Origin of the sequence: Kutzneria sp. NPDC052558 (assembly GCF_044547355.1) — a bacterium.
Classification (GTDB): domain Bacteria; phylum Actinomycetota; class Actinomycetes; order Mycobacteriales; family Pseudonocardiaceae; genus Kutzneria.
In genome coordinates this window covers 136,569-152,653 of sequence record NZ_JBIUAG010000016.1, presented here as the reverse complement: position 1 = coordinate 152,653, position 16,085 = coordinate 136,569, and the positions used below count along the sequence as shown (strand labels likewise).

Sequence of the window (16,085 nt, the reverse complement as noted above, 5' to 3'; positions counted from 1 at the left end):
TTCGCACCTCCCTGCCCGTTCGCACAACTCGCATGTTCGTTCTATCACCCCGTTTGTGCTTTTCCGGCTGCGGCATGATGGATTCATGCGCGCCGTCGACACCGGGGGCTACCTCAAGGGCCGGATCCGCCGGGAGGACATCCTCTCCGCGGCCGCCGTCGTGTACGGCGAGGTCGGCTACCACGGGGCGTCGATGCGGGAGATCGCCAAGCGGGTCGGCATGTCCCACGCCGGGCTGCTGTACTACTTCCCCAGCAAGGAGGCCCTGCTCGCCGCCGTCCTCGAACGCCGCGACGCCGAGGACGCCGAACGCGAGCAGCTCGCCTCCCCGCCCGGGCTCGAGGTCCTTCGCCACTACCTCGCCCTGGCCTCCCACAACGTCCGCCACCCCGGCATCGTCGACCTCTACACCCGCCTCGCCGCCGAAGCCGTCGCCCCCGACCACCCCGCCCACGACTACTTCCGTCGCCACTACGACGAGGCCCGCACCGGCATCCGCGACACCTTCCTCGTCCTCGCCGAACGCGGCCAGCTCCGGCCCGACATCGACCCCGAGCTCGCCACCGTCACCTTCATCGCCCTCATGGACGGCCTCCAGGTCCAGTGGCTCACCACCCCCGACACCGTCGACCTGGTCGCCTCCCTCCGCTTCTACCTCCAGTCCCTCCTGACCGTCCCCCTCGACCCCGCCTGATCCCCTCTCCTTTTCCCCACCTGAGTGGCTCACTCGCCCCCTGAAGCCACCTGAGCCACTCACGTGCCCCCACGCCCTACAGCACCCCCGCCACCTGAGTGGCTCATTCGCGCGCTGAAGCCAAATAAGCCACTCACGTAGCGCACGCCTCCACCACCACCACGCCACGTGAGTGGCTCACTTGCGCATTGAAGGCATATGAGCCACTCACGTGGGGAGGGGAGCGTGGCGGATGGGGGCGGGGGAGCCGTCAGAGGGTGGCGGCGAAGGGGTCCCAGTCGGCAGGGAGGGCGGGCGGGACCTCCACTGTGCTGGCGATCTCCACGGGATGGCCGGCGGCGATCGACTCCTCGATGGCGAGCATGGCGTCGAGGACGTGGTAGGCCATCTCCCCGGACGCCCGTTCGGGCACGCCGGCGCGGATGGCGCGGGCGAGCTCCAGGGCGCCGGTGCCGCGTTCGGTGACGGGGCCTTGGGCGGCAAGGGTTTCCGGGGCGGCGCCGCGGAGGTGCAGGACGGTGTCGCCGGTGAACTGGTTGGGGTCGGGCACGGCGACGGTGCCACCAGGGCCGGTGACCTCGATGAGGAAGCGGCGGACGCCGGAGTCGAAGCTGAAGACGGCCTGGGCGAAGCCGCCGCGTTCGAACTCGATGAGGGCGTTGACGGTGGTGAGCACGTCGACCGGGAACTCGACGCCGGCCTTGGGTCCGCTGCCGATGACCCGCCGGTCCCGGGCCCGGCCGCCGAGGCCGGTGACGCGGTGGACGGGCCCGAGCAGCTGGACGAGCTCGGTCAGGTAGTACGGCCCCATGTCCAGCAGCGGTCCGGCCCCGGGCTGGAACAGGAACTCGGGCGAGGGATGCCAGTCCTCGGGCCCGGGCGTCTGGAGCAGCGCCAGCGCGGACAGGGGCACGCCGATCACGCCGGAGTCGATGGCCCGCCGGGCGGTCTGGAGCGCGGCGCCGAGCACGGTGTCGGGGGCGCTGGCGACCCGCAGCCCACGCTCACGGGCCCGGTCGAGCAGCTTGCGGCCGGTCTGCCGGTCCATGGCCAACGGCTTCTCGGCCCACACGTGCTTGCCGGACTCCAGCGCGGCCAGGCCGACGTCGACGTGCGCGGTGGGCACGGTCAGGTTGACCACCAGCTCGATCGCCGGATCGGCCAGCAGGTCGGCGACGGCGCCGGAACTGGGCACGCCGTACTTGGCGGCCTGGGCGGCGGCGCGGGCGGTGTCGAGGTCGGCGACGGCCAGCACCCGCAGGTCGGGGAAGCTGGTGAGGCTGGTGAGGTACTTGTCGCTGATGACGCCCGCGCCGATGACACCGACGCCCATGACACCGGCGCCCTGGGGCCCGGTCACGGCTCGAGTCCGAGCACGAAGGCGCGGCTGGCGGAGATGCCCTCGAAGATGTCGCCGGCGTACTGGTCGAATTCGACGACCCGCAGCGCCTGCGGGGCGGCGGCGAGGACGTCGGCGACGGGGACCTGGCCCTGCCCGGCCGGCACCTGGCCGGTGGCATCGGTTTCCAGGCCGCCGTCCTTGACGTGGATGGCGTGCACCCGGTCGCCGAGCCGGCGCAGCAGCTCGGGCGCGTTCTCGCCGCCGGCCGTCGCCCAGTACGTGTCGACCTCCAGCACGAGCTCCGGGTCCAGCTGGTCGGCGAACACCTCGAAGGCGCTGCGGCCGTCGAGCCGGGAACGCAGCTCCCACCAGTGGTTGTGGTAGCCGACGCGCACGCCGTGCTCGGCCGCCAGCTTCGCCGCCGCGTTGAGGGCGTCCGCCGTGGCGCCGATGTCGCCGGCGTTCTGCCAGTGCTCGTCGCCGACGTAGGGGTCGATCACCACGTCGATGCCCAGCTCCGCCGCCGCGGCGAACACCGCGGCCTGGTCGGCCCCGATCAGGCGGGCGTGCGCGGTGGGCGCGGTCAGGCCGTTGCCCGACAGGCCGGTCCGCAGCGTCGCCACGTTCTCCAGCACGCCGTACGGCTCGACGTGCTTGAAGCCCATCTCGGCCAGCCGCGCCAACACCGCCCCCGGATCCTCGGCGAACTGGTCACGGACCGAGTACAGCTGCACGGAAAGCTCGCTCATCCTGGCTCCTCGAGGTCGGTGACCGCCGTCACCCCAAATCTCTACCACCCGGTAGAAATCTGCGCCAGAGGTTTGCCGGCGAGACGAGCCGGTCATCGTGAGAGCGCGTTCACGCTGGCTGGCGGCCGGTTGATCGACTCCGTCGGGGCCAGCGCCGCTCAGCAGCTCAACGCCATCGTCACGGCCTGGTCGATGGACAGTGTGACGCCGCTGGCGAAGGCCAGGTCGAAGGGACGGTCGCCGAGGGCCTGGCGGGCCAGGGACTCGCACTGGTCGTGGGGCGCGGCGAAGTGCTGGGAGCCGAACAGCGGCACGCCGACCCGGGGCCAGATGGCCGAGGCCGCGCCGAGCAGGGTGGCGGCCCGGGAGCATTCGCCGGCCAGCGCGGCGAGCAGGGCCAGGAGTTCGACCGACAGCGCGATGCCGAGCAGATCGTTGAAGGTCTGCTTGACGGACAGGCATTTCCGGGCGTGGGCGACGGCCTGGCCCATGGCCCCCTCCAGGCACGCGGCGAAGGCCAGCACGTAGTGGGCGTAGGCCAGGGCCCACTGCTCGCCGTGCTGTTCGGCGACGGCATGGGCCTGCTGGGCCACGGCCACGGCGGCGGGCAGGTCGCCGGCCAACGCCGTGGTCATGGCCAGCCCGACCTTGGTCATGACCACATTGCTGGTCAGCTCGCCGAGTTCGGTCAGCGACCGGCTCGCCTCGTCGAAAAGCTCGGTGGCGGCCGGCAGATCGTCGGTGAACAGGGCGGCGATGGCCCGGACGTAGGTGGCGTATCCCAGGGCGACACGGTCGTCGCTCTGGGCGCGGCATTCGTCGAGCAGCAGCACGGCGGCGGCGGTGTCGCCCTGCAAGGTGGCGACGTATCCGTTGACCCACAAGGCCTTGTTCCGCTCCACGCCGCGATGGGGCTGCCGCAGCAAGGCATCCAGCCACCGCCGGCCCTCGGCGAACACGCCGCAGCCGATCCAGTAGAACCACAGGGTCCCGGCCAGCCGCAACCCGGCGGCCGGATCACGCTCCAGGCAGAACTCCAGGGCGGCCCGCAGGTTCAGGCGATCGGCGTGCACGCGGGCGAAGACGACGGCCTGGTTGGGCCCGAACCACTCCCGCTCGCCCCACTCGGCCAGCCACTGGCACCACTCGAGATGCCGACGCCGCAAGGCTTCCTCGGCCACCAGCTGCTCGGCGCCGAACTGCCGCAGCGTCTCCAGCAGCCGGTAGCGGACGACCCCGCGCACGGTCCGCGAGATCAGCACCGACTTGTCCACGAGCCGGGCCACCAGCGCCAGCGAGTCACCGCACACGCGCTCGGCGGCCTCGATGTCGAAACTGCCGGCGAACACCGATAATCGGCTCCACAGCAGGCGTTCGGGCGGCGTGCAGAGCTCGTAGCTCCACTCCACGGCGGCCCGCATGGTCTGGTGCCGGGCCATCACGCCTCGCCGGGCCCCGCTGAGCAGGGCGAATCGATCGTCCAAACGGGACAGGATCTGCTCGGGTGTCAAGGTGCGCAACACCAATGTGGCCAGCTCGATGGCCAGCGGGATGCCGTCCAGCCGCCGGCACAGCTTCTCCACCACGCGCACGTTGTCGGCCGTGACCTCGAAGTCGAGCACCACGGCCCTTGCCCGGTCGGCGAACAGCCGCATGGCCGCGTGCTCGACCGGCATCGGCGGCACGATCAGCACCTGTTCCCCTTCCACGCCAAGGGGTTGCCGGCTGGTGACCAGCATCAGCAGCCGCGGGCAGCCCCGCAGCAGCGCGGCCACGAAGTCGGCGCAGGCGTCCAGCAGGTGCTCGCAGTTGTCCAGCACGATCAGCACGTCCTGATCCCGCAACACATCCACCAGAACGTCCAGAGGGGACCGTCCGGACTGGTCGCGCACGCCCAGCGCCTCGGCCATGGTGTGCGGGACCAGGGCCCGGTCGCTCAGGCCGGCCAGTTCCACCAGCCGCACCCCGCCCTGCACGGACGCCGCCAGCTGGCCGGCCGACCGCAGGGCCAGCCGGCTCTTGCCGACGCCGCCGGTGCCGACCAGCGTGACCAGCCGCCCGCCGGCGAACATGCCGCCCAGCTTGGCCAGTTCCTCCTCGCGGCCGATGAAACTCGTGACCTCGGCCGGCAGGCCGGACACCACCACCGGCACGGAGACGGGAGGCTCGTGCACGGGCTCCTCGGCCAGAATGGCGCTCTCCAGCCGCCGCAGCCGCGCCCCCGGCTCCACCCCGAGCTGCTCCACCAGCGTCGACCGGGCCCGCCGGAACGCGGCCAGCGCCTCGGCCTGCCGCCCCGACCGGTACAGGGCCAGCATCAGCAGCTCCCACAGGCGTTCCCGGAACGGGTGGGCCACGACCAGCCCGGACAGCTCCCCCACCACCTCGCAGTGCCGGCCCAGCGCCAGTTCCGCGCCGAACAGGTCCTCCTGGGCGTCCAGCCGGGCCTCGGCCAGCCGGGTGGCCTCCTGCCGCACCCACTGGCCCGGCCGGCAGTCGTCCATGGCGTCGCCGCGCCACAGCGTCAGGGCGGCCTGCAACTGGTCGGCGGCGGCCCGGTGGTCGCCGGCGGCCAGCGACTGGCGGCCCCGGCGGGCCAGCGACTCGAAGCGCACGACGTCCACCGAGAACGGCGGGATGCGCAGCAGGTACCCGGGATCCCGGGTGACGATCATGTTGAGCACGTCGGCGGCGCGCAGGTCGCGGCGGATGTGCGCGACGTGGCTGCGCAGCGTCTTGGGCGCGGTCGGCGGGGCCTGGTCCCACAGCGCGTCGATCAGCGCGGACGACGCGACCGGCTGCCCGGGACGCAGCGCCAGCCGGGCCAGCAGGGTTCGGTGCCCGCGGCCCCGCAGCGCGACCGGCCCGTGCGGGCCGGCGATCTCCACGGGGCCGAGCACCCGCATTCTGATGTCGTCGGACACGAACGCACAGATCGACGCCACGACGCGGGCGCTCCATCGGCCAGCCGGGTGTATTCCTTACACGAGAAGGTGATTTAGCCCGGCCGGCCGATGGATACGGTCACTCCTTGTCGATCCAGATGGCCGACGAGGGACACACGTTGACCGCCTGGCGGACGGCATCCTGGTCCCCGGTCTCCGGATCCACCGTCAGCGGCGCGACCAGCCCGTCGTCGTCCTGGTCGAAGACGGCGGGCGCGGCCAGCACGCACTGGCCGGCGCCGACGCACCGTTCCCTGTCCGCGGTGATGTGCATTGGTGTTGCCTCTTCCCTCAGAAATTCACCGGCACCTGGTAGATACCGTAGATGCCCGCGTCGTTCTTGTACGGCAGGTCGTCGGCCGGCACGGCCAGCGACAGGTTCGGCACCCGCCGGAACAACGTCTCGAAGACGATCTCCAGTTCCAGCCGGGCCAGGTTCTGCCCCAGACACTGGTGCACGCCGTAGCCGAAGGCCACGTGGTGCCGCGCGCCGCGGTGGAAGTCCAGCTGGTCGGGGTTGGCGAAGACCTCGCTGTCCCAGTCGGCGGCCAGGCCGGACACGATGACGCCCTCGTCCTTGCGGATCACCACGCCGCCGAGTTCGATGTCCTCGGTGGCCACCCGGGAGGTCGCGCTCTCCACGATGCTGAAGTAGCGCAGCATCTCCTCGATCGCCGCCGGCAGCAGCGAGGAGTCGGCCACGACCTGGGCCTTCTGCTCCGGGTTCTCCATCAGCGCCACCGCGCCCAGCGAGATCATGTTGGCGGTGGTCTCGTGGCCGGCGATCAGCAGCAGGATCGCGGTGCCGACGATCTCGTCGTGCGTCATGACCGGGGTCTCCCGGTTGCGCGCGATGAGCCGCCCGATCACGTCGTCGGCAGGCTCGCCGGCCTCCTTCTCGGTGACCAGCTTCTCCAGGAAGTCGTTGAGCCGGTCGGCGGCCTCGGTCCGCTCCTGCGGCGAGGTGGTCCGGCTGATTAGCTTGCGGGTCCACTCGTGGAAGCCGTGCCGCGACTCGTAGGGCACGCCCAGCAGCTCGCAGATCACCAGCGACGGCACCGCCAGCGACACGTGTTCGACCAGGTCGGCGCCGGGCCCGGCGGCCAGCAGGTCGTCGATGGACTGGTCGACGATCTCCTGGATGCGCGGGCGCAGCGCGGCGATCCGGCGCACGGAGAACTCGCTGATCAGCATCTTGCGGTGGGCGCCGTGCTCGGGCGCGTCCAGGCCGATCATGGAACGCCGGATGCTGAGCCGGCTGTTGCGCTGGAACACCTTGCGCTGCTCGACGGTCAGCGCCAGCGGGAAGGCCGGGTGCTGGCGGTCGGAGCTGACCCGCGGGTCGGCCAGGATCCTGCGCCCCTCCTCGTGGCCGGTGACCAGCCACGCCAGCTGGCCGTCGGGCATCCGCACCCGGCTGACCGGCGCCTGCTCGCGGATCTCCTTGTACTCGGCCGGCGGGTGCATGGGGCACTCGCGAGCCATCGGGAACGAACGCAGCTCTTCGTCAAGCATCTCGGTCATCTGGATCCACTCCCCAGCCAAGCCACGGTTGCCTGCTACAACCAACGTAGCGAAGTGGAGGAAAATCGTCCACATACTTCGCTACAGCCAGTCGGCACTCCGTGACCAGGTGAGAAGGTTGTCCAGTTCCCCGTCGACCTCGTAGCGGGACTCGGTGGCGGCGTAGGCCCCGCGGTAGAACAACAGCGGCTGACCGTCGCGGCACTCGCCGAGCTCGGTCACCCGGCCGACGACCACGTGATGGTCGCCGGCGTCGTGCACCTCATCCACCTTGCAGTCGATCCAGGTCAGCACCCCTTCGAGCACCGGGCAGCCGCTCGGCGACGGCCGCCAGCCGGTGGCGCTGAACCGGTCCGCGCCGCGCGTGCCGAACAGCCGGGACACCTCTTTCTGTTCCTCGGCAAGCACATTCACGCAGAACAGGCCGGATTCCCTGATGGCGGGCCAGGTTCCGGACCGCCGGTCGGGGCAGAACAGCACCAGCGGCGGGTCGAGGGACAGCGCCGCGAACGACTGGCAGGCGAAGCCCACCGGCCCGCCTCCGGCCATCGTGGTGACGACCGTCACACCGGTGCAGAAGTGGCCGAGGACCTGCCGGAAGCGGTCCATCTACCGGTTGCCCACGCCGAAGTCGTGGCCCCACAGGCTGACCGCCGTGCTCTCGCGGGCGATCCAGCTCTCGTCCTCGACCTGCCGGCCCTCGGTGCCGAACTCGACGTCGAAGCCGCCGGGGGTCTTCATGTAGAAGCTGAGCATCAGATCGTTGACGTGCCGGCCCAGCGTCGCCGACATCGGCACCTTGCGCCGGGCCGCCCGGTCCATGGCCAGGCCCACGTCGTCGGCGCTGCCGACCTCGATCATCAGGTGCACGATGCCGCTGGGCGTGGGCATCGGCAGGAAGGCCAGGCTGTGATGACGGGGGTTGCAGCCGAAGAACCGCAGCCACGCCGGCGGCCCGTCGGCCGGGCGGCCGACCAGCTGCGGGGGCAGCCGCATCGAGTCACGCAGCTTGAAGCCCAGCACGTCCCGGTAGAAGTGCAGGGCCTCCTCGTCGTCACGGGTGCTCAGCACCACATGGCCCAACCCCTGCTCGCCGGTCACGAAAGTGTGCCCGTACGGGCTGACCACGCGCCGGTGTTGCAGGGCCGCGCCGTGGAAGACCTCCAGCGTGTTGCCGGACGGGTCGTCGAAGCGGATCAGCCCGGCCACCCGGCGGTCGGCCAGGTCGGCGTCGCTGGCCTTCTCCACCGCCACCCCGGCCGTGTCCAGGGCGGCGGCGATCTCGGCCAGCTCGCCCTCGTTGGCCACTTCCCAGCCGGCCTGGGCCAGCCGGTCCCGCTCGCCGGGGAAGATCACCAGCCGGGCCGGGAAGTCGTCCATACGCAGGTAGAGCGCCTCCGGGTCGCTGCCTTGGCCCTCGATCATGCCCAGCACCTTGAGGCCGTACTCGCGCCAGGCCGCCACGTCCGTGGCCTCGATCCGCAGGTAGCCCAGTGACCTGATGCCCATGTCCCTAGCCCTCGCTCAGAAAATCGATCGCGAGTCGGTTGAACTCGTCGAACTTCTCCAGCTGCGCCCAGTGGCCGCAGCCGCCGAACACGTGCAGCTGCGCGCGGCGGATCAGCTTCAACGCCACCAGCGCCCCGTCCAGCGGGTTGACCCGGTCCTCACGGCCCCAGACCAGCAGCACCCGCTGCCGCAGCCGGTACGCCTCGCGCCAGAGCATGCCTTCCTCGAACGTGTCCGGCCGGGAGAAGGACGCGCCCATGGCGGCCATGGCCTTGAGCGACTCGGGCTGGCTGGCGTACTCGAAGCGCTCGTCGACGAGCTCGTCGGTGACCAGGTTCTGGTCGTACACCAGGGTTTTGAGGAACGCCTTGAGCGCTTCCCGCGAGGGGGCCACGCCGAACGCCCCCAGTCGCTTCACACCCTCGGTCGGGTCGGGGGCGAACACGTTCAGGCCCAAACCACCCGGGGCCATCAGCACCAGCCGGCCGGCCCGGTCGGGATACCTCAGCGCGAACCGCACGGCGGCGCCGCCGCCGAGGGAATTCCCCAGCAGGTCGGCCTTGTCCACGCCGAGCTCGTCGAGCAGGGCCACCAGGGCGTCGGCGCTGTGGGTGAAGTACTGGCCGTGCTCGGTCGGCTTGTCCGACTGCCCGAAGCCGGGCTGGTCCGGCGCGATCACCCGGAAGTGCTTGGCGAACACCGGGATGTTGCGGCCGAAGTTGCTCAACGCCGAGGCGCCAGGGCCGCCGCCGTGCAGCAGCACCACCGGCTTGCCCTCGCCCGAGTCGTGGAAGTGCAGGCGGATCGCGGCTTTCTCGGTGTACGTCATAGCATCGCGTCCTGCACCGGGAGGCCGAACTCCCCGTTGCCGTACATCATCAGCGCCCGCTCCGGGTCGTTGATCGCGTGCACGCGGCCGGCGTGGGCGTCGCGCCAGAAGCGCTGGATCGGCGTGCCCACCCGCAGCGCGCGGCCGCCGGAGTTCTCGAACAGCAGGTCGATGGCCTCGATGGCCCGGCCGGTGCCGCGCACCTGGTCCCGGCGGACCCGCAGCCGCAGCGGCAGCGGAATGCGCTCGCCGCGGTTGGCGTGGTCCATCAACTCGGTGATGTTGTGCTTGAGCTGCAACCAGGCCGCGTCGATCTCGCCGGCGGCGTGGGCGATGCGGACCTTGGCGAACGGGTCCTCGTTGGCGCGTTCTCCCTTGTAGGACACCCGAACCCGGGCGGCCATGTGCTCCACGTGGGCTTCGTAGGCTCCGGTGGCCATGCCGATGATCGGCGTCGTGATCGTGTACGAGAACAGCGAGCCGAAGGGCAGCTTGTACAGCGGCGAGGTGTTCACCTCCTGGCCCGGGCACACGCATTTGGCCGTGTCGCCGAAGCTCAGCGCCCGGTGTCCGGGCACGAACGCGTTCTCCACGATGATGTCGTTGCTGCCGGTGCCGCGCAGGCCGACCGTGTCCCACACGTCCTCGATGGTGTAGTCCTTGCGCGGCAACAGGAACGTGCAGAAGTCGACCTGCTTGCCGTCGGCGTCGGTGACGATGCCGCCGAGGAAGACCCAGCTGGCGTGGTCGCAGCCGGAGGAGAAGCTCCAGCGGCCGGTCAGCTCGTAGCCGCCGTCGACCAGCCTGGCCCGGCCGGTCGGCGCGTAGGAGGAGGAGATGCGGCTGTCCGGGTCGTCGCCCCAGACCTCGCGCTGCGCCTCGTCCGGGAACAGGCCCAGCTGCCAGGGGTGGATGCCCACCACCGAGCTGACCCAGCCGGTCGAGCCGCACGCGCCGGCGATGAGCCGGATCGTCTCGTAGAACGTGACCGGGTCCGCCTCCAGGCCGCCGTAGCGGGCCGGTTGCAGCAGCTTGAACACGCCGGCCAGCTGCAAGGCCTTGATCGACTCGTCCGGCACCCGCCTGCGGTCCTCGGCCTCCTGGGCCCGCTCGCGCAGCGCCGGCAGGACATCCCGGACCGCCGCGGTCACCTGCTCGCTCATGGGGCCTAGACTAGAACGTGTTCTCGTTTGTGTCGACCGCTGGCGGTAGCCATCCGGGCCGGCAAAACTATAACCTGTTCCAGTAGTCGCCTCTGGAGGTGTGATGGGTACCGACGTCCGCGTGATCGAGGCCGGCGCGCCGCCGTCCCGGTTCGCCCGGGGCTGGCACTGCCTGGGGCTGGTCAAGGACTTCGCCGACGGGCAGCCGCACGCCGTGCAGGCCTTCGGCACCAAGCTCGTGGTGTTCCAGGGCTCGGACGGCTCGCTCAACGTGCTGGACGCCTACTGCCGGCACATGGGCGGGGATCTCAGCCAGGGCGCCGTCAAGGGGGCCGAGGTCGCCTGCCCGTTCCACGACTGGCGGTGGGGCGGCGACGGGCGCTGCAAGTCGATCCCGTACGCCAAGCGGGTGCCGCTGCGGGCCCGGACCCGCGCGTGGATCACGTGCCAGCAGAACCACCAGCTGTTCGTGTGGAACGACCCGCAGGGCAACCCGCCGCCGCCCGAGCTGGCCATCCCCCGCATCGAGGGGGCCTTCTCCGACGAGTGGAGCGACTGGACCTGGGACTCGGTGCTGATCGAGGGGGCCAACTGCCGCGAGATCGTGGACAACGTGGTGGACATGGCCCACTTCTTCTACGTGCACTTCGCGTTCCCCACGTACTTCAAGAACGTCTTCGAGGGCCACACGGCCAGCCAGTACCTCAACTCCAAGGCCCGGCCGGACGTGCACGCCAGGTCCAGCTACTCCGGGGCCGACGACCTGGCCACCCGCTCGGAGGCGTCCTACTACGGGCCGTCGTACATGATCGACTACCTGTGGAACGACTTCCACGGCGCGACCGTGGAGACCGTGCTGATCAACTGCCACTACCCGGTCACGCCCAACTCCTTCGTGCTCCAGTGGGGCGCGATCGTGAAGAAGTTCCCCGGCATCGACGACGAGCAGGCCAACAAGATCGCGGCCAGGTTCGCCAAGAACACCGGAGTGGGATTCCTTCAGGACGTGGAGATCTGGAAGAACAAGTCCCGAGTGGACAATCCCCTGCTGTGCGAGGAGGACGGCCCGGTCTACCAGCTGCGCCGCTGGTACGAGCAGTTCTACGTGGACGTCGAGGACGTGCAGGAGGACATGGTCCGCCGCTTCGAGTTCGAGGTCGACACCACCCGGGCCAACGAGGCCTGGCAGGCCGAGGTCGCCGAGAACCTGGCCCGGCGCGGCGGATGACCGTGCGCGAATCCGCCCGATACCTCACCGAGGGGCTGCGCCCGCACGCCTGCGACGGCTGCGGAACCACCGTGCTGGTCAAGAAGAACAGCCTCCAGCACACCAGCGTGCAGTGGCAGTCCGACACCGCCGCCTGTCCCCTGCTGGGGCCGCTGGTGTCGGGCTGCGCCCTGCTGCGGGACAGCATCGAGCGCGCCGTGCGGGACGGCTCGATCGAGGTGCCCACCGATGACTGAGCTGCGAGTCGCCGAGGTCATCGAGGAAACCCCCGACGCCGTGTCGCTGGTGCTGGACGCCGAACTCGACTACGCGCCCGGGCAGTTCCTCACCTTCCGGCTGCCCAACGGCCTGGAGCGCTGCTACTCGCTGTCCAGTTCCCCTTACACCGGCGAGAAACCCACCGTCACCGTCAAGCACATGCCCGGCGGCGCGTGCTCGCCGTGGATCTGCTCCTGCGTGGTCGCCGGCACCGTGCTGGCGGCCCGGCCGCCGGCGGGGGTGTTCACACCGTCCTCTTTGGACGACGATCTGGTCCTGTTCGCCGGGGGCAGCGGCATCACCCCGGTGATGTCCATCGTCAAGTCCGTGCTGGCCGCCGGCTCCGGTCGCATCGTTGTGTTCTACGCCAACCGCGATCCGGCGAGCGTGATCTTCGCCGCCGAGCTTCGGCGGCTGGCGGCCGAGCACCCGTCCCGCCTTCAGGTCACCCATTGGCTCGAGTGCCTCCAGGGCCTTCCCTCCCGGGCCCAGCTGGCGGCCTGGGCCGCGCCGTTCGCCGACCGGGAGGCCTTCGTCTGCGGCCCCGGCCCCTTCATGGACGCTGTCGTGGCCGTGCTCCCGTCGGCCCGGGTCGAACGCTTCGACGTCGTGCAGGAGACCGTCGCCGAGGACGGCTCTTCGTCCACTGTAGAGGTCTCACTGGACGGCGTCCGCAAACGCTTGGCCTGGCCGTCACACCGCCGCCTGCTCGACGTCCTGCTCGACAACGGCCTCGACGCCCCCTACTCCTGCCGCCAGGGCCAGTGCAGCGCCTGCGCCTGCCGCGTTGCGCGGGGCGAGGTCCGCCTCCTGCACAACGAGGTCCTCGACGCCACCGACCTCGCCGACGGCTACGCCCTGGCCTGCCAGGCCCTCCCCGTCACCGACGAGGTCGAGATCACCTACGAGGACTAGTCCGAGACCACGGGCAGTGTCAGGCGCGACGGACACGCCCCGCCGCTGAAGACCGTCTGGTCGGCCGGGACCGTCGTGGTCGCCGCCCCGAAGGGATCACCGGTGTTCGGATTGCGGTCGTGTTGGGGAAAGTTGCTGCTCGACACCTCCAGCCGGACCCGGTGCCCGGCCGCGAAGCAGTGGCTGGTCGGCCACACGTTGATCGACAGCCGGTGCACCGTCCCCGGCTCGGCCGGCGCCGCCGGCCGCTGCTCGCCGTCCCGATACCGTAGGCGCACAATGCCGTCGGTCACGATGAATGCTCGCCCGTCGGGACGCACGTCGACCACCTTGGCGGTGAAGTCGGTGTCCGGCGCGGTGGTCGCCGCGAACAGCGTCACCGTGATCGGCCCGGTCACCGCCAACGGCTTCGCCAGCGGTTGCCCGGTGTAGACCAGCACATCGGCCCGGTCCTCGACCGCACTCTGCTCCACCGGGCCCTGCACGTAGTCCTGGCCCATCAGGCTGTGGCCGCCACGCGTCGGCGCCGGATCCGCCGGATCGTAGGTGTAGCGGTCGGCCGCGGCCTGCGCCGCGGGTTCGGGCCCGAGACAGTTCGGCGACATCAGGAAGAGATCGAGCGGCTCGGCCGGCGGCGGCCAGGATTCCCAGTGGCGCCAACGATTGGCTCCGGACATGAAAGCCCGGACCGGTGGCGTGGCCTCGATCCGCTCGCCCTTGAGATGGTGGTCGAAGAACTCCAGTGTCATGCGGGGCACGGTGTTGACCGCGTCCGGACCGAACTCCACATCGCCGACCGACGGCCCCCACCCGAAGTGGGTCCACGGGAAGACGACCAGGCGGCTGTCCTGTCGTGCCGTCCGGGTCGCCCCCGACGCGCGCAGCCCCGTGAAGTTCTCGATGCCACCGGTGAGCATGATGTCCCACCAGCCCTCGATGTTCAGGGCGGGCACGCGCACGTCGTGGTGGCGCCCGGCGATCCGCATCGTCTCCCAGTACGGATCCGCGGCGTCCGGATGGGCGATCCAGTCGAAGTAGTACGGCGCGACGCGCGGATCCTCGGGGCGCAGCGGCGGGAACGTGTTCAGCGGCAGATGCCACCGCCAGCGCTCCTCGAGCTCGGCCGCCCGGTCGAGCAGATCCGCGCCCAGGACCGGGTCGATCTTGCCGACCGCCCTGGCGGCCAGTTGGCCGAGCACCCAGGCGGTGGCGGTCCCGTAGTTGAACGCGCCGTCCTGGTAGATCGGGCTGCGCGGCGAGCTGAACGACATGGCCGGCACGATCGCGCCGAGGCTCGGCGGCGCCTCGACCGCGGCCAGCCAGCAGCAGGCGGCGAGGTAGGACATGCCGAACATGCCCACGCGTCCGGTGGATCCCGGCAACCGGGCCGCCCACTCGACCGTGTCGTAGCCGTCCCGTCCTTCGTCGCGCAGCGGGTAGAACTCGCCGCCGGACGCGCCCTGCCCTCGCACGTCCTGGGCCACCACGATGTAGCCGGCCTCGGCGAATTCGGCGGGATCCCCGGTGAGCGTCTCGAACACCGCGTCCCGCCCGTACGGGGTCCGCGTCAGCAGGACCGGGAAGTCGCCGCCGGCTCGCGGGCGGTAGACGTCGCTGACCAGGACGACACCGTCCCGCATCGGCGTCTCGACGCCACGTTCGACAATGGGAGTCATGCCACCAGTTCCCCTTTCAGTTCCGCCGCCACGCTAACGAAGCACGGCCGGGACCCCCACGCCATGAGCGAGCTCGGTGTAGATTTCCGCACATGATTCTCGTTGGAAACGAGGAGTCCAACACGATTGACGAGCTGGACGCGCGAATCATTCGCTGCCTCCAGCTGGCCCCGCGCACCGGCTTCGCCCGCGTCGCCGCCGTGCTCGGGGTGTCCGAGCCGACCGTGGCCCGCCGCTATCGGCGGCTGACCAAGGACGGGTCGCTGCGTGTGAAGGGCGTGATCGACCCGCGGGCGCTGGGCGAGAGCAGCTGGCAGGTCCGGGTCCGGTGCCGGCCGCAGGGCACCAACGCGCTGGCCCAGTCCCTGGCCGCGCGGGCCGACGTGGGCTGGGTGGCGATCACCGCTGGCGGTTCCGAGGTGTTCTGCGCCGTCCGCGCCCTGTCCGCCGCGCAGCGCGACGACCTGCTCGTGCACCGCCTGCCGCGCAGCACGCCCGTGCTCGGCATCGAAGCCGCCGTGATGCTGCACCAGTACACCAGCTACGTGGGGCACACCATCCGCGCGTTCCAGGACGTGTTGTCCGACAGCGAGATCGCCGCCCTGGACGCCGCCCCCGCACCGCGGAAACCCACCAGCCGCGTGCGTCTGGAGCCACACGACGAGGCGATTCTCGCCGTGCTCGCCCGTGACGGCCGGGCCAGCTACGCCGAGCTCGCCTCCGCCGCCGCCATCTCCGAGGGCCGGGCCGCCAGGGCACTGGCCGCGCTGCTCGCCCACGGCGTCGTCTCCGTCGATGTCGACATCGCGCCCGAGGTCCTTGGCCGCACCACCCGCACCGCGTACTGGCTGCGCGTCACACCGGCCCTCATCGACGCCGCCGGCGCCGCGTTCGCCGCCATGCCCGAAGTCACCTTCGCCGCCGCCATCTCCGGCCCGCACAACCTCTATCTCAGCGTTGTGGGCCGCGATCTCACCGCTGTCTACGCCTTCCTGCACCATCGTGTCGGCTCGGTCGACGGCGTCCGGTCCGTCGAGGTCTCCCCGATCATGCGCCAGGTCAAACAGGCGGGCTCGCTGATGGCCGGCGACCGCTTTGTCGTGTCCGACCACCTCTGACGCGGCCGACGCCTTCCTGGACGGCGTCCGCACCGCGTGGGACACCGCCGTCGTCACCACGATCGGCGGCACCGCCGCCGACATCGCCCGGGCCGAAGCCGTCCGGCTGGCCGAGGACAACGGCTGGCTGTGACC

General features: G+C 70.9%; 16 protein-coding genes. 6 read left to right on the top strand and 10 right to left on the bottom strand.

Annotation, left to right across the window (positions count from 1 at the left end; translation table 11 throughout):
* Window positions 1-85 precede the first annotated feature (85 nt).
* Window positions 86-694: a TetR/AcrR family transcriptional regulator gene (locus ACIG5F_RS27650; RefSeq protein WP_396522309.1), complete on the top strand. Its 609-nt coding sequence runs from the start codon at window positions 86-88 to the stop codon at window positions 692-694.
* A 250-nt stretch (window positions 695-944) separates the two neighbouring features.
* Here ACIG5F_RS27650 and ACIG5F_RS27645 read toward each other — a convergent pair whose 3' ends face one another.
* The 9 genes from ACIG5F_RS27645 to hsaA form a co-directional block, all read right to left on the bottom strand.
* Window positions 945-2,054 carry a Gfo/Idh/MocA family protein gene (locus tag ACIG5F_RS27645; RefSeq protein WP_396522307.1) on the bottom strand — a complete coding sequence of 370 codons (1,110 nt, stop codon included), beginning with the start codon at window positions 2,052-2,054 and terminating at the stop codon, window positions 945-947.
* Window positions 2,051-2,785 carry a sugar phosphate isomerase/epimerase family protein gene (locus ACIG5F_RS27640; protein ID WP_396522305.1) on the bottom strand — a complete coding sequence of 245 codons (735 nt, stop codon included), beginning with the start codon at window positions 2,783-2,785 and terminating at the stop codon, window positions 2,051-2,053. The genes ACIG5F_RS27645 and ACIG5F_RS27640 overlap by 4 nt, the downstream gene beginning before the upstream one ends.
* A gap of 158 nt (window positions 2,786-2,943) precedes the next feature.
* Complete coding sequence (locus ACIG5F_RS27635; RefSeq protein WP_396522303.1) at window positions 2,944-5,730, bottom strand: BTAD domain-containing putative transcriptional regulator; 2,787 nt, start codon at window positions 5,728-5,730, stop codon at window positions 2,944-2,946.
* A gap of 79 nt (window positions 5,731-5,809) precedes the next feature.
* On the bottom strand, window positions 5,810-6,004 hold the full coding sequence (locus ACIG5F_RS27630; protein ID WP_396522301.1) for a ferredoxin: 195 nt from the start codon (window positions 6,002-6,004) through the stop codon (window positions 5,810-5,812).
* A 17-nt stretch (window positions 6,005-6,021) separates the two neighbouring features.
* A complete protein-coding gene (locus ACIG5F_RS27625) occupies window positions 6,022-7,254 on the bottom strand; it encodes a cytochrome P450 (RefSeq protein ID WP_396522299.1) in 1,233 nt (410 codons plus the stop codon).
* Window positions 7,255-7,335: 81 nt separating this feature from the next.
* Window positions 7,336-7,863 (bottom strand): 3-hydroxy-9,10-secoandrosta-1,3,5(10)-triene-9,17-dione monooxygenase reductase subunit, encoded by a 528-nt coding sequence (hsaB, locus tag ACIG5F_RS27620; RefSeq protein ID WP_396522297.1) that lies wholly within the window; start codon window positions 7,861-7,863, stop codon window positions 7,336-7,338.
* Complete coding sequence (gene hsaC, locus ACIG5F_RS27615) at window positions 7,864-8,763, bottom strand: iron-dependent extradiol dioxygenase HsaC (protein WP_396522295.1); 900 nt, start codon at window positions 8,761-8,763, stop codon at window positions 7,864-7,866. It lies immediately after the preceding gene.
* A 4-nt stretch (window positions 8,764-8,767) separates the two neighbouring features.
* The gene (gene hsaD, locus ACIG5F_RS27610) at window positions 8,768-9,592 is read right to left on the bottom strand and encodes a 4,5:9,10-diseco-3-hydroxy-5,9,17-trioxoandrosta-1(10),2-diene-4-oate hydrolase (protein ID WP_396522293.1); all 825 of its coding nucleotides are present in this window, start codon (window positions 9,590-9,592) and stop codon (window positions 8,768-8,770) included.
* Window positions 9,589-10,755 (bottom strand): 3-hydroxy-9,10-secoandrosta-1,3,5(10)-triene-9,17-dione monooxygenase oxygenase subunit, encoded by a 1,167-nt coding sequence (gene hsaA / locus ACIG5F_RS27605; RefSeq protein WP_396522291.1) that lies wholly within the window; start codon window positions 10,753-10,755, stop codon window positions 9,589-9,591. The genes hsaD and hsaA overlap by 4 nt, the downstream gene beginning before the upstream one ends.
* 103 nt (window positions 10,756-10,858) lie before the next feature.
* Between hsaA and ACIG5F_RS27600 the strand changes: the two genes are divergently transcribed.
* The 3 genes from ACIG5F_RS27600 to ACIG5F_RS27590 are packed head-to-tail and all read left to right on the top strand — an operon-like array spanning window position 10,859 to window position 13,156.
* A complete protein-coding gene (locus ACIG5F_RS27600; protein ID WP_396522289.1) occupies window positions 10,859-11,983 on the top strand; it encodes a Rieske 2Fe-2S domain-containing protein in 1,125 nt (374 codons plus the stop codon).
* Window positions 11,980-12,219: a hypothetical protein gene (locus tag ACIG5F_RS27595; RefSeq protein WP_396522287.1), complete on the top strand. Its 240-nt coding sequence runs from the start codon at window positions 11,980-11,982 to the stop codon at window positions 12,217-12,219. The genes ACIG5F_RS27600 and ACIG5F_RS27595 overlap by 4 nt, the downstream gene beginning before the upstream one ends.
* Window positions 12,212-13,156 (top strand): 2Fe-2S iron-sulfur cluster-binding protein, encoded by a 945-nt coding sequence (locus ACIG5F_RS27590; protein WP_396522285.1) that lies wholly within the window; start codon window positions 12,212-12,214, stop codon window positions 13,154-13,156. The genes ACIG5F_RS27595 and ACIG5F_RS27590 overlap by 8 nt, the downstream gene beginning before the upstream one ends.
* Here ACIG5F_RS27590 and ACIG5F_RS27585 read toward each other — a convergent pair.
* Complete coding sequence (locus tag ACIG5F_RS27585) at window positions 13,153-14,832, bottom strand: CocE/NonD family hydrolase (protein ID WP_396522283.1); 1,680 nt, start codon at window positions 14,830-14,832, stop codon at window positions 13,153-13,155. The genes ACIG5F_RS27590 and ACIG5F_RS27585 overlap by 4 nt on opposite strands.
* 92 nt (window positions 14,833-14,924) lie before the next feature.
* Between ACIG5F_RS27585 and ACIG5F_RS27580 the strand changes: the two genes are divergently transcribed.
* Window positions 14,925-15,950: an Lrp/AsnC family transcriptional regulator gene (locus ACIG5F_RS27580; protein ID WP_396522281.1), complete on the top strand. Its 1,026-nt coding sequence runs from the start codon at window positions 14,925-14,927 to the stop codon at window positions 15,948-15,950.
* On the top strand, window positions 15,928-16,083 hold the full coding sequence (locus tag ACIG5F_RS27575; RefSeq protein ID WP_396522279.1) for a hypothetical protein: 156 nt from the start codon (window positions 15,928-15,930) through the stop codon (window positions 16,081-16,083). Before ACIG5F_RS27580 ends, ACIG5F_RS27575 begins: the two co-directional genes overlap by 23 nt.
* The last annotated feature ends 2 nt before the right edge of the window (window positions 16,084-16,085 follow it).

Bases quoted from the DNA above. Each gene is read 5' to 3' on its own strand.
- ACIG5F_RS27650 (WP_396522309.1), top strand. From the start codon at position 86: ATGCGCGCCGTCGACACCGGGGGCTACCTCAAGGGCCGGATCCGCCGG.
- ACIG5F_RS27640 (WP_396522305.1), bottom strand. From the start codon at position 2,785: ATGAGCGAGCTTTCCGTGCAGCTGTACTCGGTCCGTGACCAGTTCGCC.
- ACIG5F_RS27630 (WP_396522301.1), bottom strand. From the start codon at position 6,004: ATGCACATCACCGCGGACAGGGAACGGTGCGTCGGCGCCGGCCAGTGC.
- ACIG5F_RS27625 (WP_396522299.1), bottom strand. From the start codon at position 7,254: ATGACCGAGATGCTTGACGAAGAGCTGCGTTCGTTCCCGATGGCTCGC.
- hsaB (WP_396522297.1), bottom strand. From the start codon at position 7,863: ATGGACCGCTTCCGGCAGGTCCTCGGCCACTTCTGCACCGGTGTGACG.
- hsaC (WP_396522295.1), bottom strand. From the start codon at position 8,763: ATGGGCATCAGGTCACTGGGCTACCTGCGGATCGAGGCCACGGACGTG.
- hsaD (WP_396522293.1), bottom strand. From the start codon at position 9,592: ATGACGTACACCGAGAAAGCCGCGATCCGCCTGCACTTCCACGACTCG.
- hsaA (WP_396522291.1), bottom strand. From the start codon at position 10,755: ATGAGCGAGCAGGTGACCGCGGCGGTCCGGGATGTCCTGCCGGCGCTG.
- ACIG5F_RS27600 (WP_396522289.1), top strand. From the start codon at position 10,859: ATGGGTACCGACGTCCGCGTGATCGAGGCCGGCGCGCCGCCGTCCCGG.
- ACIG5F_RS27595 (WP_396522287.1), top strand. From the start codon at position 11,980: ATGACCGTGCGCGAATCCGCCCGATACCTCACCGAGGGGCTGCGCCCG.
- ACIG5F_RS27590 (WP_396522285.1), top strand. From the start codon at position 12,212: ATGACTGAGCTGCGAGTCGCCGAGGTCATCGAGGAAACCCCCGACGCC.
- ACIG5F_RS27585 (WP_396522283.1), bottom strand. From the start codon at position 14,832: ATGACTCCCATTGTCGAACGTGGCGTCGAGACGCCGATGCGGGACGGT.
- ACIG5F_RS27580 (WP_396522281.1), top strand. From the start codon at position 14,925: ATGATTCTCGTTGGAAACGAGGAGTCCAACACGATTGACGAGCTGGAC.